Source organism: Streptomyces sp. NPDC091376 (genome assembly GCF_044757085.1).
Taxonomy (GTDB): domain Bacteria; phylum Actinomycetota; class Actinomycetes; order Streptomycetales; family Streptomycetaceae; genus Streptomyces; species Streptomyces pratisoli.
Genome location: NZ_JBIVUF010000025.1, coordinates 63,861 through 87,391, shown reverse-complemented (window position 1 = coordinate 87,391; position 23,531 = coordinate 63,861). Strand labels below are relative to the sequence as shown.

Here is a 23,531-nt window from a genome sequence, read left to right as displayed (position 1 = left end):
CAACGTGCTCTTCGCGATGCTCCGCGACGGCACCTTCTACGAACCCAGAACCCCACGCCTCGCTTGACGAAAGACATAGAGGCACCCCCCCCACAACGAGGAGCGGTGGGATTGCGCGGGTACCACCGCTCCTCTGCCCATATCTGGCAACCTTGCAGGTCGCTGAACTATCTGGGAGGGGACCCCGCTGTGACCGAAGTGCTGCCTAGCCTCGACAACGCCGGCGACGACGACGCCGACCGCGAAGCTGTCGAACAGGAGCGGGCCAAACTGCGGGAGTTTGTCGCAGGGCTGAGCGCGGACGACATCAAGTCGGGCGGCTGGTTTACGAAACTCTGCACCCAGGCGCTGCGGTCGTACGCCGAGAAGGCCACCTGGGAGTATTTCCAGCAGAAGTACAAGGGCGTGCCCGCGGACGGCATCGTCGGGCAGCAGATCAAGCTCGCGGTAAAGAACGCCATGATTGAAGGCGGGATCACCTCCAGCCTTTACAACGGGACGATCGCTGCCACCATCGGGTCGTTGGGTGGCGCCAGCCCTGCCACTGTTCCGGCCGGTGTCGTCACCTTTATGGTTGACCTGACGTACATTACCCAGCTGCAGATGCGCCTGGCCTACGACATCGCGGTGATCTACCGGATTCCCCTGGACGTGGACGATCCCGAAGACACGATGAAGCTCGTCCGGGTGGCACTCGGTATAAAGGCCGGAGAAGTCGCCCGCGTCAGCCTGAAGTTCGTACCCGGCCTGGTCCGGCAAGTTCTCAAGAAGTACTACTCCGGTCCGGTCCTTGCTGCCGCGAAAAGCCTTCCGTTCGTTGGGAAACACCTCCTGCAACGCAATATCATCAAGTTCGGCATCCCCGGCGTTGGCATCCCCTTGACCATCCTCGTGAACCGCTACACGACCTTGGCCGCAGGACGCTATGCCAAATCCGTGTTTCGTGACGAGGCAGAGGTGATTGAACTCGCCGACACTTTGATCCGACGTACGCAGCACCCGAGGCTGATGCTGTGGGTCGCGTGGCTCGTCATCAACGCGGACGGCGAGATCACTGACGCCGAGCGCCTGCTGTTCCAGCGGCTGACGCGGCTTGCCTGGGAACGGCATCAGGTCGATGACGAGCAACTCGCCAACGTCGTCAACATTGACCCGGGCGAGGTATGGCACCGCATCGATGCCGAGCCTGGGGAACTCAGTGACGTTGTCTACGCCGCCGAACGGGTCGCCGCCGTTGACGGGGATCTCAACACACACGAGAGGGCGGTCATCGCCGAGCTACGGGATCGCTGCCAGCGACGCTAAACCCGTGGTGCGCAGACCCCACACGAAGGCCGAGGTCTGCCAAACGGCGGGGTCGCTGCCGGGGCGGCACCACCGGTTGCCCGGAGCGGCTGGCATCGCGCGAGGTGGATACCGCGGTGACGGCCGCCCTCGCGTTGACGTCCTGGTCCCGGCTATGCCGGGAGCCAGCCGGAGTTCATGCGCACCTAGCCCGATCCAAACGATCACGCTCAGAAAGCGGATGGCGTCTGAAGTCAGAAAGCCAGGATGTTCATTCGCCTGCCGGGTGAGTCGACGGACGTCCATCCTGGGGGCATGACGCAGTTCGCGCCTACCCGGCGCCACAGAGCACGCAGAGGATCACGACACTCGCGCGACGCGACATCTTCGACTACCTGTGCGGTGAGGGCGGCCCCTGGTGGGGAAGGCTCGACGAGGTCGACTTTTTGGGATCCCTGTACGACCTCGACAGGCTGGCGTCGACGGACTCCCGGTTCACGGCGGCACCTGAAGACATTTTCCAGCACCGGATCAACAACCCACTCGACTGGTCTGACGACTGGGTCTTCGAATACCCCCAGTTTCAACTCCTCGATGGCCCTGACGAGGTTCTGCTCGCCTTCCTAGCGCGGTTCGTGCATCCCGAGGTGCAGCCCGACGTTGACCACTCATCCCAACGGGTCGCGAAGCTGAACCGCCTCCTCGGGCCGGGCGGCTGGACCCTCCGCCCCTTCAAGTTCATATCGGGGCGGCCGGTCTACGGATCAGCCCCCCGCACCGGACACCGGCCCGCTAGTCTCACTGCCGCTCAATGACGACGACACCGGCAAACTCGACCTCGTCCTCGGCCAGACCTACAGCCTCCTCGACCGCGACGGCGAGGAAGTCGCCCGAGACCTGCTCCGCCCGACTGTACTGACGCTGCGCCGCGACGGCGGCTTCTACCACCCCATTCCCGGTGACGGATGGACGGACGCCACGTCCAAGGCAGTCCTCACCGTGCCTTCTGCCTTCCTGCCTGCATTCACGGAGGCCGTCATCAACGCGGTCTGGCAACGACTGGAAGCCGTACTCACCCGTCTCCAGCACGAAGACGTCCAGTCCCTCGTGGTCGAAGGCGACATGGGGCCGCTGCCGGCCGTCTCACCGGACTGGAGGAACCAGACGGCCGAGTCCGATCTCCCTGTCCTGTCGTCTGGTTCAGTGGCCCGTCAACAGGAATGTGACGTATTTCCGGACACCGAGGTTGCGGCGGGTCTCCGACCGTGCGGTGCTGAGTTCGCCCGTCACCCTCGCTCGCTCCACCTCGGCGCCGCTGAGCTGCTTCTGACGTTGCAACAGGTCAGCACGTTTGCGCTGGGTCTCTATGGCGCGCTGCTGGCGGTCGGCCGTGAGCCGCTGCCGTTCGTCGGTGATCTGCTTTTGGAGGACGTCCCTGTCCTGCTGGGCCTTGCTCTCCGCCTGCTTTACCTCCCGGTCGTACTGCGCCCGCAGCGTGGCGATCTCTGCGCGGATCCTCGTCAGGGCTTGCCCAGGCAGCTTGGCGGGTGCGGAAGCCCTTGCCCGTTGCTCCAGGGACCGGCGCCATGCATCGAGGGCGGTCGCCCGCGCTTCGCCCACGCCGGCCACGCGGACGTGGTGGCCGCCTGGGCGGACGAAGTAGGCCACACGGCTCCCGGAACCCTGGCTTTGGGAGTAGGACACCCCCGTGAAGTCGGCCGCGGTGCGGATACCAGCCTGCACCAGAGCCCCGACCGTCTTGGCGCCCATGTTCGATAGTGACCGCGCTTCCTGAATCGAAGTGGCGCGCAGCTTCGCCTCGACGTGCTGGCGCACCGCCGGTTCCAGCGCGGCGGCGATCATGCCCTGCTCTCTGGCGGGAAGCTCCGCCTTGCGCTGGCGGGACTGGTCGGTGCGGCGGTTCAGGTCCATAGTGATGCGAGCCAGTCCGTCGCGCAGGTCGGTCTGCAGGGTCTGCATGCGCTTGTCAGTGGCCGCGTCATCCTTGGCAGTGGCGGCATCCAGCTTCTGGATCTCCTGCTCCAGCCGCCTGTGGGCGCCGGCCGGATCCTTGAGTTCGCGGGCCCGACGACGTAGTCCCCGGACCCGTTGGCGGGCGGTTCGATACTCCGGCCTGAGCCGCCGGCCTACGCCGATCATGGCGGCCGAGGCGAGTAGGGCGGCCCCCTGCGCGGCAGGCAGGTATCCCTCCGGCTGTCCGACAGTGACCGCGAGCACGGCGGGGGCGGCGGTGCTCAGTACGGCGGTGGCCGCGGCCGCCAGGTCGCGAGGGCGGCGCCCGGTGAAGCCGGCGGAGGCGGGGGCCGGCGCGCTAGTCGGCACCGCTCTGGCGGGGGCGGACGCCACGCGATCCACCAGCCAGGCTGGGATGCCACCGGAAGGTGCATTTGCCGGGGCGGCGGCACCCGTCGTACCGCTGGTCGCCGTCGGAGCCGCGGCGCCGCCCTTTCGCTTGCGGGGTGGGGCGGGGAGCGTGAGCGCGGCGGCGGTCAGGCGGGGCAGCCCGGAGCAGGGTTGCCCGAGGAAGCCCTGGACGCGGGCGGCCTCCGTGCGGACGCGTTGGTCGGAGTGGCCGAGGAGCAGGGGCCAGGCCAGGGAGGTCGCCGGGTCCTTGAAGTCGGGCTCGGAGAGGATCAGGTACTCGCCCTGGGTGTCGTGGAGCTGGGTCCACAGGCCGGGGTCGGTGGCGACGGCGATTAGGGAGAGGTGGATGAGCCAGGCCGAGAAGCGGTCCATGGTCGGCCCGAAGTTGGCGGCGCTGCGCTGCGGCGACTGGTAGTTGCGGTGGCCGTTCTCCGTCGCCGCCTCGCCCTTGAGGGCGGGGACGTACATGCCGTCGTAGTCGACGAGCCGGAGGGTGTTGTCGTCCGCCACAAGGATGTTGCCGTGCTGCAGGTCGCCGTGGGCGATGCCGTGGTCCTCCAGGTCGCCCGCCAGCGCGAGGAAGCGGTCGGCGAGGGCGAGGACGGCAGCCGAGTCGTGGCGGTGGCGGTCGATCCATGACATGAGGTCGGTGCCCTGCACCCACGCCATCCGCACCACCGGGAACCAGTCGCCGAGAGCCAGCACGCCCTGCTCCAAGAACTCGAAGCGCACAGGCCACGGCTGGGAGAGGCCACTGGTGTCGAGCGCGCGCAGGGCAGAGCTAATCGCGGTGTAACGGACGCCGATGGCGGAGGTGTCTCGGGTGAAGCACTTGAGCGCGTAGCGCTGCCCGCCCCGCGCGGTGACGGAGAAGACGCTGGCGAAGTTGCCAGAGATCGCCTTGGGTCCGAGGACGGGGCTCTGCTGGACGGTTCCCTGCTGGAGATCGGGATCGCGGAAGCAGAGTTCGGGGTGCTGCAGGGCCTCCGCGTAGTTCGCGCCCGTGGGGAACTTCCGGACCCCACCGGTTCCGGTGGCGGGGCGACCGCCGCGGGACACAGCCATCACGCCTCCGTTCTCACCCGAATCCGGATCAGGGTCACGTCGTCGTTGCGCATGAACCCGCGCGCCCGCTGGTCCTCCACCCACTCCGTGAAGGGCTCATCGCCCACCTCCGCAAGCGTGGCCAGCACGGTGCCCGGTGCCCGGTGCCGTTGGTGCGGGGACAGCAGCCAGGCCGCGAGCGCGTCGCTGGCCAGCAGCACCTCGTCGCCCGGCGCCAGGGTGCCGTGGGCGAGCCGCAGCCGCTCGGCCACCAGGGCCGTGTCGTGGTTACGGCTGCCGAGGAGCTGGGGGGTGATGCCGAAGCCCTCGACGTCCTCGATGGGGAAGGCCCGCCGGACGACACCGTCCCGCAGGTGGAACAGGCAGCTGTCGCCCAGGGCGAAGGCGTGCCAGGACCAATCGGCCGTACCGTCACCGGACACGGTGGCTCGGACCTCCGCGCCCAACACGGTCGCGAACGCGCCCTTCTCCAGGCCGGGTTGCTCGTACCAGGTGATGGGCCGGCCACGGGCGTCGCGCTCCGCCCGGTACCACTCGAGGTACGCCTCCCAGCGAGGCGCGGACCGCTCCATGAGGTCGACGACGAACGTGTCCACGTCGTCCCACCAATCACGGCCGAGGGACATCGACTCGACGGCGTCCGCGACGAGACGCTCCGCCCAGGCGCCCGCGAGCAGGCTCTCCGAGGCGCCGTCGGACACCGCCGCGTACAGCGGGAGGACGGTACGGCCCTGCTCGTCGGCCCGTGCGTCCCCGACCCAGGACCGCCCGGCGTCCTCGCACTCCTTGAGCGTGTTGCCCGCCTTGGGCACCCGCAGCAGCTGGCATTCCGGCAGAGCCGAAACGTCCTCCATGGTCAGCGCAGCTCCGTCTCGGTGGTCAGCGCAGCTCGGTGGCGCGGGTGCCGATGTCCAGGAACTCCACGATGGAGGTGATGTCCGCGTTGTAGACGAAGCCCCGGGTAGTCTCGCTGACCCGGTGCCCCTGCGAGGCCGCATAGGAGCGCATGTGGCTGGGCAGCACACTGGACATCTGGAACAGCAGCCGGGCGTACGTGTCTGGCAGCCCCTCCTCGCTGTCCGGGAAGGTGACCGGTGTGCCGCCGCTGCCGGACACGTGGAGGTTGAACAGGAGGACCGCGCCATCCGCGGTGGCGTGCGATGCCAGCGCGATGGCGGCGCTGGTGGGGTCGCCGTCGGTGGACTCGCCGTCGGTGAGGTTGAGCACGATCGGCGGGAAGCCGCTCGGGTGCGTCTCGACCCAGTTCGCCACGAGGCTGTCCGCGTAGCCGAGGGCGCGTGTCATGGGCGTACCGCCGTTGGTCACCGGGTCCATCCACACCGGGAACTGCACCGAGGTCTCGACCAGGCCGCCGGCGCCGTCCGGCACCTTCTTGCCACGGCTCTCCACCCGCGCCGGGTTGTTGGCGACCTCGCTCAGCGGAACGAGGTCGCGCCCGGCCAGCGCCCCCTGGAACGCGGAGCCCACGTGATTGTGTCCGTACCCGATCACGGCCACGTGGAAGTAGTCCCGTACGCCTTCCTCTTTGGCACACTTGACGGACAGTTCGGTCAGCAGCCGGTTGATCGCGTCGGAGACGACCTCGGCCCTCCGCTGCGTGACCTCACCGGCGCCCATGGGATCGCTCATGGAGGCGGACTGGTCCACGAGGAAGATGAAGCAACCCGGATTGGTTCGGCTGATCTCTGCGGTGTACGGCACTGCGCCCCCCTTGCTGTGAAGGGGATCACCATATCGAATGACCAGTGCTTTCACACTGCCTTCACAGTCTCGGTGTCGGGGAAGTGATCGACACTCACATGCCGTTCCACCGGCCGCCGGCATGAGCCCCCGACGGTCTGCTCGACGACGTTTGGATCCAAGTGCTGCTCGGCGTCGTGGAGGACGTTTTCGATGTCTCCGGAATCGAGGCTAGTGCCTTCACCCAGGGCAGATTCCCATGATCAATGACATGCGAGGCAGTCTGCTGGTTTCGCCTCGTGTAGCCACTGGGGCTGCGCGGCGCTCGGAGTGATGAACACCGCAAGGCAGCGGAACTCGCCACTTGAACCCTCCAGTTGGGTGTACTGACGCCAGGTGAGCGTGTAGGCACCCCGCAGCACTCGGGTGTTGTCCGGGAAGGAACCGCCGGCCCACAGCAAGGTGCCGCTCAGTTCGCGCCCGTGGTGGATGCGGAACTCCTCGTTCCTGGTGGGCATCCTGCGTTGCCTGGGGCGCCACAGGGCCGCCTCGTTTGTGATGAGCAGGGCCAGCCCGTTCTGATCCTCGCGGTCGCAGAAGCGTTCCAACCTTGCTACGTCCCGCAGGAAGTCCCTACGTGCGACGTCTGGGGCGTTGTGTCCGCGCAAGGCGTACTCCTCGGGAGGCGTCCCTGCTGTACCCGACCACTGTCGGGTCACGTACTTGAACTCGATTGCCGTACGGCTCGCCGGCCCCAGGCACAGTAGGTCCAGGTACTCCGAGGCGTTGCTTCCGCGTACCGGGATCTCGAGACGGCACCTGACATCCGGTGCGACCTCGCCTACAGCGAGCGCGAAACTGTGCTGGAGATCGGCCTCGGAGTGGAACACCGGCCGCCGCGCGCGTAGACACTCCAGGACTTCGTCCAGCGTGGCGCTACCCGCGATCGTCTCCAGGGTGGCGGGCGGGGGCGGGGGTGTTGGCATCGGCGTGGCCATGACGCCATTGAAGACTGTGCGGCCTGCCCATGTCAGCTAACGTCGACTACCGGCGACAGGACGTCGGCCACATCGCTGGACGCCGAGGCGCTCATGATCCGCCGAATGCATCTTCAAAGGGGCCGATACCGAGGATGCCGTCGGGCAGCGATCTCCTAAAGAAGGTTGGTACGACGGAACCCGGGCTTGCTCGACTACTGGGTGCAGCGGCGGCGTGGCTCGTGAGCGACGGGTATCGAGTCGCGCCTCAGGAGCACGTTCCGCACGCGGTACGGCCTCCTCTGAGGCTGGTCAGGGTGAGGGTGATGGCCGTGCTGCACCTGCAGCGGCAGCGCCACCGGTCGGTGGTCTTCCCCGGATAGGGCTCCAACGGCTCGAACCCGGCGGCGCGTGCCTCCGCGGCGGCTGTCGCGGGATCGGTTCGGCCACCGGATCGGGGGCACTTCTTGCAGCCGGTGGTTCCCGACCGGACGGATGACAGGCGGGTCATGACCTCGTTTCCGCAGGAACAGCGGCAGCGCCAACGGTCCGTGGTACGGCCGGGGTACGGCTCCAGCGGCTCGAACCCGGCCGCTCGTACTTCGGCGGACGCACGCTCGTCGGTTGCCGAGTTGAGGGCACAGAACCGGCAGCCCTTCGAACCGCTGTTGACGTTGGAGTAGGTGGGGCTGGTTTCGAGACCGCATGTGGTGCAGCGGCACCGCCACGGTGTTTGGCTGCCCGGGTAGGGTTCAAGCGGTTGGAGTCCGGCCGCGCGCATGGTTTCTTGGGCCTTCGGCGCGTTCGTGGCGGCGCGTTTCGCCTGGGTTTCCTTTGCCCGGCAGACGCGACAGCGCTGGCCCGCGTTACGGACGGCATTGAACGTCGGACGCCCCTCGTGCCCGCAGGTCATGCAGCGCGAGGGCCAAGTCGCGTTGGTGCGGCCGGGATACGGCACGAGTGGCTCGTATCCGCAAGCCCGCATCTCAGCGGCTGCGGCCTCCGCGTCGATGAGGACCGCGGCACGGGGTCGGCCGCCAGTTCGGGGCGCATAGGGTTTTTCTGCGCTCCGTGTTTCCTCATCGACCATGGCCCAGACCTCGGCCGCCGTGATGCGGGCTGCGGAGCAGGTCTCGGTCCAGCCGTTCGGCATGATGTCGCTCGTGAGGAAAGGAATGAGTCCGGCCTGATGCAGGCGGCCCAGCACGGCCTGCTCGACGTCGTAGGCGGCTGCGCCGGTGGTGTAGTCACGGGCCTGATGCAGTTGCCAACCCTGGCGTTCGTGTTGGATGAGGCGAGAGGTGTAGCCGGTGCAGGCACCGATCCCGATCTTGACGGCTTTCCACTCCTGGTGGGTGATCACGTAAACCTTCGACGGTACTGACAGGTCGATGCCGTGGGTGGCACAGAACTTGCACCCTCCACCAGCACGAATCTTCATGAGCGTCGGGGAGACCTCGTTGCCGCAGGTTACGCAACGGCACCGCCACGCAGTCACCGAGGTGGCATAGGGCTCCAGCGGCTCCAGCCCAGCCGCGCGCATGGCAGCCACCGCGATGTCCGGGTCGGTTTTTCTACCCGCTGCCGCCCTCACGTCGGCACAGTGCCGACAGCCGCCCTGGCCCGCCAGAATGCCGCCCAGACTCGGTGACGTCTCACGCCCACAGCCGTTGCAGCGACACCGCCACGCCTTGTCACGACGCCCGGCGTACGGTTCGAGCGGTTCCAGGTCGGCGGCACGCATGAGGGCCTCGGCTTCGTCCGCGGGCCAGCGGCGTCGGCCACCCAGGGAGGGAGGGCAGTATGGGCAGGCCCGAAGGCCGCGCCTGAGGTTGCTCAACCTGATCTCGACGTCTCGGCCGCACGCGAGGTGGCGGCAGTGCCACAGCCCGCTCGGTCCCGGGTAGGACTCCAGCGGCTCTAGGCCGAAGTCCTTCGCCTCAATTGCGGCCCGGTCGCCGTCCGTGCGGGGCAGTTCGCGGCGACGCGACCATGCCCGGCTGATGCCCCGCCCGGCATTCTTGCGCCCGCATGGGCCGCAGCCCCCTTGTCCGCCCTTGACCGACCCATGAGTGGGTGTCCCGATCGTGCCGCAGGTTGTGCAGCGGCACCGCCAGGGGATGTCGGTTCCGGAATAGGGCTCCAGTGGTTCGAGACCGGCCGACCTCATGAGCGCGGCGGCTTGGTCCGGGTCGACCGGCGCGTTCGGCGCGCACCATCGGCACGGTCCCCCTCCGCGTTTGATGTACGAGTAGCGCGGCTTGACCTCCCGACCGCACGGCACATGCCGGCAGCGCCAAGGGGGTGTCGCTCCGGGATAGGGCTCCAGCGGTTCCAGGCCAGCCGAGCGCATCAGCGCCACCGCCTCCTCCGGAGGAATCGGAGCCGTGCCGGAGCAGTACCGGCAGCCGCCTTGCCGGCCCGCGGCAATGTTGCCCAGCCGCGGTGACACTTCTCTCCCGCACGCTTCATGGCGGCAGCGCCAGGGCTTATCACTTCCTGGATAGGGCTCCAGTGGTTCCAGCCCGGCATCCCGCAGAATCAGCACCGGATCACGTGGATCCTTCCGCGGACGTCCCATCGCCACCCGGCCTCCTCGTCAAGTGCCCGATATCCGGGGTGAGCATCGCACGCGGCACTGACAACAGCCTTGTTCACGTCAGGAGCTTAGCCTCGCCGTTTCGGTTGGGATGAGGTGGCGTCGCTGATCACCAGCTGTTGGGTGGCCGACCCGATTTCGGTTCTTGGGCAGGGCGGAGTCCCGGCGCGGTGGTCGGGTTCTCCGGGGTCTTTCGGGTCGTGGGCGGGCAGGGTGGTTGCCGGTCAGCCAGCGGGGCGGGGCAGTGCGGCGAGGCGGTGGAAGGCCGTGGCCAGTTCGTGTCTCCAGGGCCAGGTCGCCGATATCCGCATGCGCAGGCGTCGCCCGCCGCGGGTGAGGCGAGCGACGACGTGTAGCAGCCGGTAGCGGAGCTTCTTCGGCTCGGCAGTGGCGAGTTCGCCGTCCAGCAGCAGGACACGGGTCCAGGCGAGCAGGTCGATCGCCGCGAGGCTGAGTTCGAGCCAGACAGCGTTGACGCCGAAGTTGCGGGAGGGGAAGCGGCCGAAGCCGGTGGTCTTGCCGCACCGGATGTGGTCCTCGACGCATGCATGCCCGCGGTGGCGGACCTCCAGAAACTGGGCGGAGCCGCCACCGGAGTACGGGGTGTCGGTGAGGAACACCTGGTGCCGCAGGCCCTCGTCCTGGTCGAACAGGGACAGCTGGGCTCCGGGGTGCGGTCGCTCGCGGCGCACGATGATGCGGGTGCTGGCCGGGTAGCCGGTCAGGTCGACCATGCCGGTCAGCTCGGCGACCTCGGCGCCATCACGGAGCGTCCCGTTCTGGTCCAGGGCAGGATGCCAGAGGTGGTCGGGCATGGCCCGGACAGCGCGGCGGACCGGCTCGGTGATGGCGTATCCGACCGAGAAGAAGGTACGGATTCCTCGTTTCCGCGCGTCGCGGACGTAGGCGAGGAAGGCTTTCGCGGATCCCGCACTGTCGGTGCGGATGAGGATGTCGGTGCCGTGGCGGTGGGCGTCGGGGATCTGCGCGAGGGCCTGGTCGAGGACCGTGACGTGGTCGCTCGCGGTGTTGGCTCCGGCGTTGCCGGGCCGCAGCCGGCCGGACAGTGCCTCGCCGGTATTGGCCAGGAAGCACAGCAGCGGGTGGAAGCCGAAGCCGCCCCTATAGGTGGGAGCGGCCTGCTCTTTCTCTGAGTGGCAGGTGATCAGCGTGGCGTGGAGGTCCAGGACCAGACCGGGCAGAGTGCGTCCCGCGGCGCGGGCTGCGGGAATGCCCTCGCCCTGCTCGGCGGCCTGCAGCCAGGCGACTTCCCGGGCTTGGGCACGGGCCGAGCGCAGAGCAGCGAGTGCCCTCTCATCGGTATCGGCGAGCAGCCGCCAGGCCGTTGGCGTTGAGGCGACCGAACCGAACACCCCTGCCTGGTCCCGCAGTACGGCCAGATCCGCGATGGCCTCGCCGCCATCGGCGAGCATCACCGCCAGATCGGTGGCGATCCGGCCCGGATCATGCCCGGTCCCGCGCGGCCGAAGCGGCCCGAGCGCGGTGGAGTACGCGGCGGTGAGCCCGGTGGCATCAGCGAGATCAGCCAGCAACCGTGCCCCGGCGTGACCGACCACCCCCGAACCATCGGCAGTGACCTGGATCTTGGGACGCAACACCATAGCCTGCACGTAGAAAGTGCCCTCCGCCTGGACCGACAGAACCCCTCAGCAAGGTTCATCGTCCCAGGTCAGGAAGGCACTTTCGCGTTTCCGCCCCATAGCCAGCCGTCCCCAAGCGAAATGGCGAGGTTAGGGCTAGCTTCCTCGCGGTGGCCTACTTGCCCTGCCCTTTCCGGGCTGCTGTCCTCTACACGGTCTTCGGCAGTTCATGGAATTCGGTAGGCCCGTTCCGCCGCGAGGAGCCTTCGCTCGCGATACGGGTTCGTTCAGGACGGCTATGAGGCGGAAGAGCCTTCCCAGTGCTGCCGGCGGTTCGGACACTGCTTACGGGTATCGGCGGGTCGCTGCGCTCGTGAGCGGGCGGCTCGTGAGGCGATGTCCTTCAGCGCCGCTTGGTCCGCGACTGGTCCGGCGGGAACTCTCTCGGATGCCAGACGGTAACGCGAAGAACCCTGATTACAGCAGGTACCTACCGTGTCGGGTTGCCTGGAGCCCAACGATGCCTCCAGGCAACCCGACTTCGGGCTCTAGAAGAAGCCAAGCTTCTGAGGGCTGTAAGAACAAAGAACGTTCTTCGTCTGCTGGTGGTACACGCTCTTAATCACTTCTGACCTGCAGCTAAGGGTGAAAGTGCATGGTGTGACGTCGAGTTGGTCCGCATCTGGTCCGGATCTTGGCGCGTTGTTCGGGGTGCTGACGAGTGAGCCACCGAGGTACCACATGGCACATGTTGTAGAAACCGTCCACGGGCGTCCAGTTGATCCAGGGTGAGCGCGTAAGTCCAGGTCTGAGCTCTGTGATGCGAGTGCGTCCGCGGGGTTGGTGACCCGCCCGTGATCGCTTGTGATCGCTCGTGACAGGCGAGGACCCCCGTCGGATCGCTCCGGCGGGGGTCCTGCGTAGACGGGGACCTGATACGACGACGCCCCACCGGGAGGGCGGATTCTCGGGATCCTCGCAACACCTGATGGTTTATGCGGCCGTCAGTAGATCACGCAGGCGCTCGGCTGGGGGTTCTCCAGCCGAGCGTTTTGCGTGGTCGGCCGTTGAGTTGCTGGGCAACGAGTTCGAGGTCTGCGGGACTGTGCGCGGACAGGTCGGTGCCCTTGGGGAAGTACTGCCGCAGCAAACCGTTGGTGTTCTCGTTCGAGCCACGCTGCCAGGGCGAGTGGGGGTCGCAGAAGTAGACCGGAACGCCGGTGGTCACCGTGAACTGCTTGTGAGCGGCCATCTCCGCGCCCTGGTCCCAGGTCAGCGAGCCACGTAGGTGCTCGGGCAGGGCCTGGATCAGCGGCACCAGCACGTCGCGGACCTCCCAGGCCGTGTGTCCGCGAGGCAGATGTCCGAGCAGGACGTAGCGGGTGGAGCGCTCGACCAGGGTCACTATCGCGCTCTCGCTGCGGGGGCCGACGATCAGTCGGGTAGCGGGGACGCATTGCTGCGTCCCCGCCCCCTCAGAACCGTGCAAGCAGCTGTTCACCGCACACGGCTCAAGCAAGCCCCGAGGGCTCGCGGTCAGGAGAAGCGTGCGGGGCTTATCGAATCGGCGGTTCTATTCCGCCGTTGACAGTGGGTGTGGAGGAGACGGATTCGTTGATCGCCCGGTGAGACTCCGCCCGGGAAGGCGACGTACTGCTTGGAGAGTGCCTTCCTGAGGACGGCTCGCCACGCTTCCCATTCCTGTGGGCTTCGCGGCGGGTGATCGGCGTGCAGCAGGAGTCCTCCGCAGATTGGGCAACGGCCCTGTTGTGCCTGAAGCAGGCGCACGGTCATGCCGTCGACCGGCGGGGGTGGTCCTTTGCGACGCCGCTCGGCCCAGTACGACTCCAGCGCCGGGTCGTCCGGGGACGCCCTGCCCTTGACCAACTGGTGCCGGACGATCTTCGTCCAGGAGAACTTGAGCAGGTAGGCGCCGCTGACGCGGTCGCCGAACACCCACCGGTCCCTCCTGGCCTTGTTGAACTGGCCGAAGTACTTGGCGGATATCCAGTGCTTCGGCTTGTTCGGGTGGCTGCGCTTGGCCCACTTGTAAGCGAGCTTCCACATGTGATTGTCCAGCGCGGTGAACACCTCGCTCGACACCACCGTCCGGTAGTAGGCAGACCAGCCCCGAACGATCGGGTTGATCTTCTTGAGCACCGCACCGGCATTGGCCCCTCGCAGGGCCAGCATCTCGGCACTCAGCCGTTCCCGGATCCGTCGTTGCGCCGCTGTGCTCGGCTTGATCAGCAGCTTGCCGTGATAGCGGCGGACATTGAACCCCAGGAAGTCGAACCCGCTCTCCGCGTGGACGATGCGTGTCTTGTCCTCGTGGAAGGCGAGCCCCCTGGGTGTCAGCCATGCGGCCAGCCGTTCCTTGACCTGTTCGGCCTGCTCACGACTGGTGCACATCGCGACAAAATCGTCTGCGTATCTCACCAGCACCGGGCTCCCGCTCTGCGCACTTCCAGCGTCTCGGCCAGTTGTGTAGTAGCGGACGCCTGCGGCTTCCTCCATTCCGTGCAGGGCCACGTTGAAGAGCAGCGGGCTGATCACTCCACCTTGCGGAGTTCCCGCCTCGGTCGGAGCGAACCGTCCTCGATCCACGGCCCCGGCTTTCAGCCACTGCCGGACCAGCTCCCGGGCGGGGAAGGAACCGAGCTCGGCCAACAGTCGGTCATGGTCGATACGGTCGAACGCCGCCGTCAGGTCCGCGTCGAGCACCCACACACGCTGCGGGTTCTTCCCGTTGAGCGTGGAGTGGATGGCCCCGATCGCGTCGTGACAGCCGCGGCCGGGCCGGAAGCCGTACGACTTCGGCTCGAACCGCGCCTCCCACTCGGGCTCCAGTGCGCCCAGCGCCACGGCTTGCAGGCACCGGTCAACGATCACGGGAATCCCGAGGCCGCGCTTCTTCGTGGTCCCCGGTTTGGGGATGAACACCCGCTTGACGGGCTTGGGAATCCACGGTCGGGCGCGGTGCTGAACCCAGTCGGCCAGCGCGGCCTTGGACTGGGACATCAGCACCACCTTCCCGTCGACTCCCGCCGTCGCGCGTCCCGCGTTGATCTCCGTGACCCGCCGCACGCTCAGGAGCGTGTTCGACCGGGAACGGAGCATCAGCTTCTGCAAGTTGCGGACCTTCTTCAGGTCCCCTGCCTGCGATGCCGCGAAGATTCTCTGCCGCAGACGTCGTACGCCCTCCTCGACCCGGTGCCAGTCGATCGACGCCCAGTCCAGGTCTTCGTCCTCGGGTCCGTTCGCCGTCGCCGCAGCGTTCAGGACGGTCGAGACCGCCCCGTCCGTATCCGTCATGGCGTCCAACTTGTCCCTCGGTTCCGTCGTCTTTGTCCAGTGAGTCCGCACAGGCTCACCCGGCCCACGTCAGCACCCTTTCGGGTCCGGGCAGTGCACCCGTATCCGGACGGTTATGCGGGGCGATCGGCGGAGAGGCCGGTCATGCTGCCCCGGGTTCCCGTTTCCTTTCGGCTTCCGGCATTGGCTTCTTGGGCCATCCTGTTCCCGCTGGGGAGTTGAGCCTTCCTCACGGTCAGCCGACCAGGCCACGAAGGCCCGGACCCCAACGGGGTTTCCACGTTCCACACGAATGAGATACGACCGGGGTGGGTGCTCCCTTGACCCCGAGGCGGCGGTGTCCACCTGGCCGGAGTGACCTCTGCCGGCCAGCGCCTGCCGCTTCTCAGCGGCCAGCCTTACACCCCACTGGAACCTTCCATCGGCGGGGCTTGGGATCACGAGGCATCATCGGGAGTTCACTTGCGTTCACCCGTCCGGTCTTCCCCTTGCCGGTGGCTCCCGGATGGAACGGGAGCCCTTGGGCTTCCCCCTGAGCTTCGCACCACGCCGTTACCGGCATCGCACGTCAGAGGCGGGGACGGGTCATACGGACACGGACCCGTGACCGCACCTACGGCCTCATCATCAGCCGCTTCTCCTTCCGGTCAGTCCACTCGTATTCGTGCGGCTTCGTGTCGCACGGTCGCCTTCCCAGTGGCCAGGAACCGCCCGGTCCTCGACCTCCGGTGGCCGCTCGGAGATCATCACCATCTCGTCGACGAAGCGGCGGGTGCGCTGCTCCGGGCTGCGGTGGGGCTTGCGGCGGGTGCGACCGGTGCGCAACGCGTCCGCGACTTGGCGGCGCAGTCCGCCTCGGGCCTGGACGTAGATGGCCTGGTAGATCGTTTCCGGACTCACCCGCATGCTCTCGTCGTCGGGGAACTCCATGACCACAGCGTGGCTGATCTGCTCCGGGGACCAGCGTTCGCGCAGCTTGTCCTCAACGTATCGACGCAGCGGACCGTCTGCGGCGAGCTTGGAGGCTTTGGGCCGTGACCGGCTCTCGGCCCAGGCTCGCTGGGCCCGGTGCGGCCGGTAGACGCCGTTGACCGCCCGGGCGTCGATTTCCCGCTTGATCGTGGACGCCGGCCGCCCCAGAGCCCGTCCGATCGCCCGCAGCGAGTGGCCGGCCCGGTGCATGTCAGCGATCGTCTCCCGCTCGGTCACGTTCAGGAACCGGGGGTGCAGCTGCGCGTCGACCGCCGCGAGGGGCGGATTGATGATGGTCACACCGGTCCTATAGACGATCAAGCGGCCGTCAGGACGCAGTCGCGAATGGCCGATCTGCCGGATGCCCTGATCCCAGTCCTCGGCGGTGCGCTCGTGGACGCCGACCTGCGCGGCGGCATCGCGGCGCCGGACTCCAGCCGCTCGCAGCCGCTCGTACTCCGCCCTGCCGGGATGTCCAGACGTGCCGGGCTTGCCACGACCACGGACACCAGCCTTGCGGGCCCACGCGAACGCCGTATTGCGGTTCACACCGACTGCGCGAGCGGCATCGGTGATGCTGCCGTTCTCCCGGTCCAGCGCCTCGAAGAACCACGCCTTCAGCACCCCGAAATCCACGATCCCCGCAACTCCCTGAACTCCAGGGTGTTGCGGGGATCAGTAGAACCAGCCGCTGCGGTGGGGCGTCGTCGTGCGCATATTCCGTTGATGTTGCGGGCGTCAGGCACTCAGGCCGGGCGGGTGTCAGTCCGAGAAGTCGAGGCTCTCCTGACCAGGGCCGGGGGTGCGTCGAGACTTCTGCGGCGGTTTCGGTTCCTTGGTTGCGTAGGCAGGTACGGGCAGGATGCCCTCGCCCCGTAGGTCGTCGGTGGTGATGAGCGGGCCGCTGCTCACGGCGTCCAGCAGCCGGGCCTGTCGGGGTTCGAGGGCTACGAGGAGCCCGAGCGCGTTGATGAGGTCGAGCAGGTCAACGGTCCACCGGGCAGGCCAGGTCGGGGGCAGGATGTCGTTCAACGGGGTCTGTCGTTCCACGTCTGGCTTGCGCTTGCGGAAGCTGAACCACTTGCGGATCACCTGCACCCCGCCGATCCGATAGTCCCAGACTTCTGGCGCCACCGGACGTATGCAGCCCGTGCCCACCGTGAGGGTTCGCGTGGACGCGTCGTAGGAGATGTCCTCGGGTAACCCGTCGTCCTCTCCGATCACGACGACGCATTCCGGTTGTTCCTCCTGGGGAAGCCTCGGGGACGAGCCAGGTGAACTGTCGTGGTGGGAGGCGAAGCGCTGGCCGTACGTGTGGATCCATACCGTGTGCCTGCCCACTTCCACGAGCTCCGCCCATAGAGCCGGGTCGCGTGTTATAGGGATACGGGCACCGCGCTCGGCGAGGTTCGCGGCGAAGCGGCGGGTGTAGCCGCTGTGGCCGGCTGTTCCCGCGATGTACGCGAAGAGGTCCTCGGCGGTGACCGTCACGCCGTGTGTCTTGGTGAGCAGCCGCAGCAGGCCAGGGGTGACGTTTGGTTCAGCCTGGTGGGGGTGGCGGTAGAGAGGGGCGACGCGGCCGCCTTCGGTGCCTTTGAAGTGATGAATGTCGGGCAGAAGGGCGGTGAAACTCACCGCTGGCCCCGGACGGCCTGATTCCGTGTGGAGTTCGGACAGGTAGATCTGACGCTGGTCGTTGTGGGCGAACCACAAGGCCGGCCGCGGTCGGTCGATCACTCTTCGGTCCGCGATGATGTACTGCCGGTCGAACGTCATCCGTCCGTACTTGACGATGACCGGAACCCTCTCTTTCTCTGCGGCAAGACTGCCCGTCTCCTGCTGGCCGGGCAGTGGTGGTTCCAGCTTGTCCGGACGGCGGTCTCCGGTGCTCTTCATCAGCTCCGCTTTGGCGTCTGCCGGAGCCTGGACGAGCCTGTGCCAGCGCCTCTCCAGAACGTCCCGGCTGGGTGAGACGGGCCAGTTGCGGTTGTTCTTGTTGCCGGAGCTCGTCCAGGGCAGCAGGGCGTCCACCGGTGGCATTGCCGACCACTCGGAGTCGGACGTGACGTGAAAGGGCGCGGTCCACTGTGTGGGGCAGAGCTGCCAGGAGGTCCCTCCGCGATGGCCGTCGAGGCCAAGCCCTTCCAGCCAGTCGAACTTCTCCTCGCGTGTGCCCGCGGGGACGTCGAGTCGCCAGACCCGCGCCGGTGTACCCGCGTCCGGGGCGCCATGGCGGACGAAGATGGCGATGCAGATCTCCCGCTTGACATCCTGGAAGACACGGGTGCGCGTGTCGGAGTAGGCGCCCTCGGGGGAGAGACCGATGACCCAGCCCTCGTCGGCGACCTCGCGCAGGTAGTGGCGCATGCCGGCCGAGCCCTCGCTGTCCAGGTATCCGGAGTTGGTGATGAGGGCAACGATCCCACTGGGTGCCTTCGGCGCTCCCGAGGCAGTCAACTGGTCAAAGACCTTCCAGGTGGACCACGCCCAGAAGTAGACGTAGAGGTTGTCGAGGGCGTATCCGACGCGTCCGTTGTCCTCTGGGTGGAAGCGGGCGAGGATCGGGCCCTGGCCGTTCGGGTTGCCCTCGGTGACCCAGCGTCCGACGCCCGACTGCCTGGCACCCCGCAGGTAGGGCGGATTGCCGATGACCACCATGACCTTCTCGTCCGCCTTGATCTTGTTCGCCATTCGGCGGTGGCGGGCGATCGCCTCGTACATGAAGCCCAGGTGGTGCTCGACGGTGGGATCGTCGAGTGTGTCGGCCACCAGAAGCCTCGGCGGGCGGCGCGTGATGTCGGCGTCGTGGGACCGGAAGGCGTGGTGCACACGGAGTTCGGCAACGGCGTACGGCCCGGTCTGTTTCTCCAGCCCGACCAGTCGGCCCGAGAGTTCCCGGAGAAGCCCGGACTTCAGCGTCCTGCCGTACTTCAGTGACAGGGACTTGGCGACGTGGTCGATGATGTTGATGAGGAAGGTCCCGGTGCCCATGGCCGGATCGACGACGGTGACGTCCTCGCTTCCGTACCCGTCCTCCTGGCCGAGCCGGTCTCGCAGCACCTCGTCGGTGGAGCCGACCATGAAGCGGACGACCTCGCCGGCCGTGTAGTAAGTACCCGTCCGCCGTCGCAGTTCCGGGTCGTAGGCGCTCAGAAAGCCCTCGTACAGGTGGAGGTAGGCGTCTCCGGTCTCGTCCTTGAACATCTCGGGGTCGACGGCCGATAAGACGTCGATCAGCGGGTCGATGATGCCCCGCAGATCGTCGAGGGCGTCGTCCGTCAGCACCGCGAGCGCCTTGCCCATCAAGGAATGCCGCTTGCCCAGTCGGATTGCGACCTCGGGGAGTGTGAGCCTGCCCAGATCAATGTGCTCAAGGCGAGCCAGCAGCATGGCAAACGTCAGCGTCTGACTGTATTGGTCCGCGAACTCCTCCGGGCGAGCGTCGGGGAAGAGCAGGTCCTTCCAGTTGTCGGCCAGGATCGAGAACGCAGCGTCAGCCTCCCCGTGCTCCTCGCGGATGAGGCGTTCGGTGACCTCGTCACGCAGCAGGGCGCAGATTCCCGCGATGCGCTTGACCAGTTCGTTGATGCTGTCGTGGACGATGGGCGCCGGCAGGAAGAATTGCGTGAGGGCGCGCTCGAACCCGGTGTCCGCGGCGACGAGTTGTCGGCTGCCGGATTCAAGGTCTCCGACCAGGATTCCGGTCGGGCCGACCTGTACGCCGAAACGGTAGACCGCCCACTGGTATCCGTCGGTGTACAGCACATTGTGGAGTGCCTTGATCTTCTCCCACTGCTTCCGGTCGTGGCTCTTCACCGACCACTTCTCCGGATCGGCCCCCGAACCCGGCTGCTTCAGCTCGACGTGCCCTATGGTCCTGCCGCCGCAGGCGATGGCGAAGTCGGGCCGGATCCCGAGCTCCTCGACGCGACTCTGACCGTGGACGATGAGCTTGAGGCGTTGCCGCGACGCCATGCCGCGCAGCAGATGTTCCACCGGCGCGGTCAGGCTGTCCTCCTTACTGCTGACCGCCCCTGCGGGACCTTGCAGCTTGGCCCTGACCTCCTCGCCGAACTGAGCGACGAGGTTCGCGACCGATCCGGTCGTGCCCTTTCCCGCCCAGACGTCCCCTCTTGCCATCGGCCCCCCAAGGTTGCACCCACGCCGACGATCGGACCCATACAGAATGCCCATGACATTCCAAGCAGCAAACGCCAGTGGAAGTAGGTTGATTGGTGACATGTCACCAAGGACCCGCGTCGGAAATGGGTTGGAGCGTGAGCCGGGGGTGCATCCCGGGCGTGCGTCAGCGTGCGGAGCGCAGCCGGGGCCGGCGGATGTCCGCTACCGAGCTGAACGGCGGGCCGGCTGGGCCCGGACGCCGTTCAGTGAGTGCGGCAGGTCAGCGGTGGCGCCAGGTTTGGCGCAGGTGCAGGACTTCGGTGGCCCAGTGGGCGGGAAGGTCTGGTTCGGGTATGCGTTCGCGGCCGAGGCTGAAGCGGACGTGGCGGTAGAGCCAGTGCAGCGAGGCGTCCGAGCTCGCGACGAGTGTGGACAGCAGCGGTTCACCGACCGGCGTCTCCCGGTCGACGGAGACCAGGAGTTCACCTTGGTCGTCCGGGTGCAGCTGCGGCAGCCCGCCCGCCATCCGCAGGCGCAGGTCACCCCACGTCAGAAGTGAGCCGCCGCTGCGCGCCGCGTCCTTGAGGACGTCCCGGGCGATGGCGGCCAGCTTGTCGATGGTCTCGATCGGCAGACGGTTCGGGGGAGACGGTGCGGTGGCCTTGGGACCGGGGACGGCTGTGACCGGGTCTGCCGCGCGCGGTGCGGCAGGACGCGGCGCGCTCGAGGTGCGGGCCTTGAGCTGGCGCTTCCACCGCTTGACCTGTATCTCTTCGAGCACCGGTAGGCGCCGGTCCAACTGACGGCGCAGCGAGCTGATCTCGTCGAGGAACGCGGCGAGTTGCTCGGTGGCCAGGCCGTTGCCGGCACGGCCGAGTTCGGCGAGGACTTGACGGATGCGGCGCAGGATCGGGTCCGTGTTCGGATCTTGTTCCTGGCACCATGCCTTCACCTCGCGCATCAACGGCGTGTAGGTGGCCCGGTCTTCGGGCGACAGACGTCGGCCGTAGATGGGTCCGGCCAAGTGGCGCGCGGTCTGGACCGCAGCCAGGTCGCCGGCCTCCTGCGCGGCACGGATCTCCTTCACGAGCCAGGCGAACTCCGCTCGGGCTTCTGCGAAAGCGGCAGACTCGGAAGGTGGCGCGCCGCTGGGTGACGGGTGGGTCGCCGACAGGGGGGCTCCGTCGTCTGGAGTCACCGATTCGCCGTTGACCTGGGCTTCCAGGCGGGCGAGCGCCGTGTCGAGGTCCTGCGGCAGGGGGCCGGGGCAGCGTCGTTTGAGAATCTTCGAGTGGGCCAGGGCACTGCGCAGGGCGAGAGGCGTGGGGGCGGGGCCGGCCGTCGCGAGGTCGGCGAACAAGGTGCGCAGCGCCGCGTGGGCGGCTGCTGCTTCACGGCTGTTGATCCAGGTCTGCAGGTCGGTGCGGAGTAGTAGGAGGTTCTGCCGTGGCTCACCGGACAGGCGATCCGTGGCGATCCGTGAGACCTCCTTGCGGATCCGTCTGGCCTCGTTCAGGTCGTCGGCATCACGGGCCTGCTTGAACAGCTGCCTCAGACGGGCGATGTCTGCTGTCGCCTGCGCCTGGAACGTGCGCTGGTCCTTCCCCGGCGAGACGGGGTTCTTCGCGGCGGCGGGCGGGACAGCGGGCGTGCTCTTCTTCGGGGGAGCAGACGCCGGCAGAGGGTGGCCGATGAGGCGGTCGAGGTCGTCCAGGAGCCGCTCGCCCTCGCGTTGCCACGCGCGCAGCTCCTGCCTGCGTTGCCGGACAGTCTCGTAGAGCCGTTGGTGCTGTTCGCCGTCCTTGACCGTGGTGGCCAGGCGGGCGGCGCGACGGCCGGTGGCGTGGGGCAACGTGGCACGGCCCACGTCCAACTGGGCATTGAGGAGCGTCAGTTGTTCCTGGGAGGCCCGCGCTTCCGCGGGGCGGGGCGCCTCCGCAATGGCAGCCGATGCCGGTAGGGGAGGAGTACGGTGGCCGTACGCCGTATGCGCAGCGCGGATCCGCTCGTCGCTCCACCGGTACAGCGCGGACTCCGAGGCCGGGGAGGGGACTTGGAGCAGGCGCAGCACGGTGGCGAGATAGGACAAGGGACGGCCGGAGGGCGCGCGGACCAGGACGCACAACAGCGACCGGTTCCGATCTCGCGGCTTGTCGACCTCGACGAGGAGGTCCCGGCGCTTGGGATCGGGCAGGTGCGCGAGATCCAGGCCGACCCGCTCGGCCAGCTGTTTCCACGTGGTGGTGGCCCCCTCCCGCGCAACGTCTTCGAGAGCCCGCCGCAACAGTGTGGCGGTGCGGCTGCCCTGGGACTGCACCGGAACGGTGGGGGCCGGGGCGGGCCGCGTGGCGGGCAGGGGCTCGTCCAGGGCGACGGGGGGACGCCACAGGCCGGTACGTTCCGCGTCCAGGCCCTTGAGCTGGATGAGGCTGTCCGCGCGCAGCGCCCAGCGGGTGTTCTCACCCGGCCGGTCGGCTTCGGTGACCAGCAGGCGCACGGCGCCCGCCAGCCGGTACACGTACTGCTCGGTGGGGCGGGGTGTGTCGTGGGGCAAGGAGAGCTGGGCCTTGAGGATCCGGTGCCCGGCCGGTTTGATGAAGCCGGATATCAGGTACCGGCCGCCCTCCACGAGGGGCGAGTCGGTGTCCGGCCGGGCCTCGCCGTCGATCGCGAAGACGATCTCGGCGCCGCGCAGCGGCAGGCTGCCGGCCACGGCGTCGTGGCGCGCGGCCCCCTCGCGGATCAGCCCACGGTTACGCAGTTCCTCGAGGTCGGGGGTGATGAGTCCGTCGCCGGTCATCCGGCACTGCTCGAGCGGAGACCAGGCGACGGGGCGGTTCTCGGTGACGGTGCCGATCAGAACCCGGCGGCTGTTGCCGTCGGTTTCGCACCGCACCCGCAGGGCATAGCCGTAGCGGGCCGTCATATCCCGGGTGATGGCGCTCTCCAACCCGAAGGCCCACTCGACATGCCCTTCCTTGGCGGCCAGGCTGTCCGCCGTTCCACGCCAGCTGCGGTAGTCGTTGGGCCTCAGCTCGAAGCGCAGGCGTTGATTCGTGGCACGCAGCACGAAGTCCACGGCATCCCCGGGGCCGTGCCCGAGGCTGCACAACTCAGCCTGCGCCGCGTGCCCCTGGCCCGCCAGCCACTGCGTCACGTGCGCCTTGATGAACAGGTGATCGGCGCTGTCGACGCCATTGGCCGTGCGATGACAAGCCGCCCGGCTTCCGTCGCGGTCCGGGAAATGGGAGAAGTGACAGACCTTCGTTTCGTAGCGCTTGGTCATCAGCCGCTCGCCGCAGCCACCGAGCAGCGTCCCGCACCAGAAGTCGTCTTTGCCGAACTGGCGGCGGAACTCATCCAGATTGTGCGGCTCCTCGGGCAGGATGACCGGCTGGTCCGAATCCCGGCCTCCCATGACCGCGGTCTGGACGAGACGGAAGTCGATCTGCGCCACCAGCAGTTCCTCCGAAAACAGCCAACACCCATGCACCCAAGGAGGCGCACACC

At 67.7% G+C, this 23,531-nt stretch carries 12 protein-coding genes and 2 pseudogenes; 2 read left to right on the top strand and 12 right to left on the bottom strand.

The genetic code is table 11. The features are described from left to right. The first annotated feature begins 189 nt into the window (after window positions 1-189). Entirely contained in the window at window positions 190-1,305 is a 1,116-nt protein-coding gene (locus tag ACIQMR_RS34350; RefSeq protein WP_401395897.1) for a hypothetical protein, read from the top strand. A gap of 338 nt (window positions 1,306-1,643) precedes the next feature. Continuing rightward, window positions 1,644-2,099, top strand: a complete 456-nt coding sequence (locus ACIQMR_RS34345; RefSeq protein ID WP_401395903.1) for a hypothetical protein — start codon at window positions 1,644-1,646, stop codon at window positions 2,097-2,099. On the opposite strand, the gene ACIQMR_RS34340 is transcribed toward ACIQMR_RS34345, so the two are convergent. The 12 genes and pseudogenes from ACIQMR_RS34340 to ACIQMR_RS34285 all read right to left on the bottom strand — a co-directional run bounded on the left by ACIQMR_RS34340 (window position 2,083) and on the right by ACIQMR_RS34285 (window position 23,478). Next, window positions 2,083-2,373 carry a hypothetical protein gene (locus ACIQMR_RS34340; RefSeq protein WP_401395894.1) on the bottom strand — a complete coding sequence of 97 codons (291 nt, stop codon included), beginning with the start codon at window positions 2,371-2,373 and terminating at the stop codon, window positions 2,083-2,085. The genes ACIQMR_RS34345 and ACIQMR_RS34340 overlap by 17 nt on opposite strands. Before the next feature lie 111 nt (window positions 2,374-2,484). Further along, entirely contained in the window at window positions 2,485-4,734 is a 2,250-nt protein-coding gene (locus ACIQMR_RS34335; RefSeq protein WP_401395891.1) for a hypothetical protein, read from the bottom strand. Further along, a complete protein-coding gene (locus ACIQMR_RS34330; RefSeq protein ID WP_401395888.1) occupies window positions 4,734-5,588 on the bottom strand; it encodes a hypothetical protein in 855 nt (284 codons plus the stop codon). Before ACIQMR_RS34330 ends, ACIQMR_RS34335 begins: the two co-directional genes overlap by 1 nt. A 25-nt stretch (window positions 5,589-5,613) precedes the next feature. After that, complete coding sequence (locus tag ACIQMR_RS34325) at window positions 5,614-6,456, bottom strand: vWA domain-containing protein (RefSeq protein ID WP_401395885.1); 843 nt, start codon at window positions 6,454-6,456, stop codon at window positions 5,614-5,616. Window positions 6,457-6,698: 242 nt separating this feature from the next. Continuing rightward, window positions 6,699-7,433: a hypothetical protein gene (locus ACIQMR_RS34320; protein WP_401395882.1), complete on the bottom strand. Its 735-nt coding sequence runs from the start codon at window positions 7,431-7,433 to the stop codon at window positions 6,699-6,701. 247 nt (window positions 7,434-7,680) lie between these two features. Beyond that, window positions 7,681-9,156: a hypothetical protein gene (locus ACIQMR_RS34315; RefSeq protein ID WP_401395879.1), complete on the bottom strand. Its 1,476-nt coding sequence runs from the start codon at window positions 9,154-9,156 to the stop codon at window positions 7,681-7,683. A 1,079-nt stretch (window positions 9,157-10,235) separates the two neighbouring features. Continuing rightward, window positions 10,236-11,633, bottom strand: coding sequence for an IS1380 family transposase (locus ACIQMR_RS34310; protein ID WP_401395877.1), 1,398 nt, complete (start codon window positions 11,631-11,633; stop codon window positions 10,236-10,238). Window positions 11,634-12,605: 972 nt separating this feature from the next. After that, a pseudogene (locus ACIQMR_RS34305) lies at window positions 12,606-13,050 on the bottom strand (IS30 family transposase); the annotation flags it as partial. Between the two features lie 98 nt (window positions 13,051-13,148). Further along, window positions 13,149-14,927: a group II intron reverse transcriptase/maturase gene (ltrA, locus tag ACIQMR_RS34300; RefSeq protein ID WP_401395874.1), complete on the bottom strand. Its 1,779-nt coding sequence runs from the start codon at window positions 14,925-14,927 to the stop codon at window positions 13,149-13,151. 645 nt (window positions 14,928-15,572) lie between these two features. Then, a pseudogene (locus ACIQMR_RS34295) lies at window positions 15,573-16,346 on the bottom strand (IS30 family transposase); the annotation flags it as partial. Between the two features lie 315 nt (window positions 16,347-16,661). Further along, window positions 16,662-20,039, bottom strand: a complete 3,378-nt coding sequence (locus ACIQMR_RS34290; protein ID WP_401395871.1) for a type ISP restriction/modification enzyme — start codon at window positions 20,037-20,039, stop codon at window positions 16,662-16,664. 262 nt (window positions 20,040-20,301) lie between these two features. After that, window positions 20,302-23,478 (bottom strand): hypothetical protein, encoded by a 3,177-nt coding sequence (locus tag ACIQMR_RS34285; protein ID WP_401395869.1) that lies wholly within the window; start codon window positions 23,476-23,478, stop codon window positions 20,302-20,304. Window positions 23,479-23,531: the final 53 nt, after the last annotated feature.